The following is a 363-nucleotide window of genomic DNA, read 5'->3' on the forward strand; positions in this document are numbered from 1 at the left end:
TGTCGTTGTGGCTCTCGGCGGCGTAGTGCACGATGGCGTCGTGGCCCGGGACGATCTTCTCGAGAAGCTCGGCATCGCAGATGTCGCCCACGACGAGCTCCACGCGGTCGGAGGGCAGCCCGGCGATGTTCTCGGGGTTGCCGGCGTAGGTCAGCTTGTCCAGGACGGTGACGTGTACCTCGGGATGGCTGTTGACCACGTAGTGCACAAAGTTGCTGCCGATGAAGCCGCAGCCGCCCGTGACGATGATGTTCTTGGGGGAGAAGGTCTCCTCTGCCATGTTCGAATCTCCTTGTTCCTAGTACTCGCGCGGGCTGTTGACGATCTCGCCGGCGGCGACCTTCTTCAGGTGCTGCCCGTAGA

General features: G+C 62.8%; 1 protein-coding gene. It reads right to left on the reverse strand.

The features are described from left to right. A partial coding sequence (locus KSY82_RS10280) for a GDP-mannose 4,6-dehydratase (RefSeq protein ID WP_217751137.1) occupies positions 1–280 on the reverse strand: 280 nt, incomplete at its 3' end. Positions 281–363 lie beyond the last annotated feature (83 nt).

It is taken from the genome of Collinsella aerofaciens, assembly GCF_019131995.1.
Taxonomy (GTDB): Bacteria; Actinomycetota; Coriobacteriia; order Coriobacteriales; family Coriobacteriaceae; genus Collinsella; species Collinsella aerofaciens_S.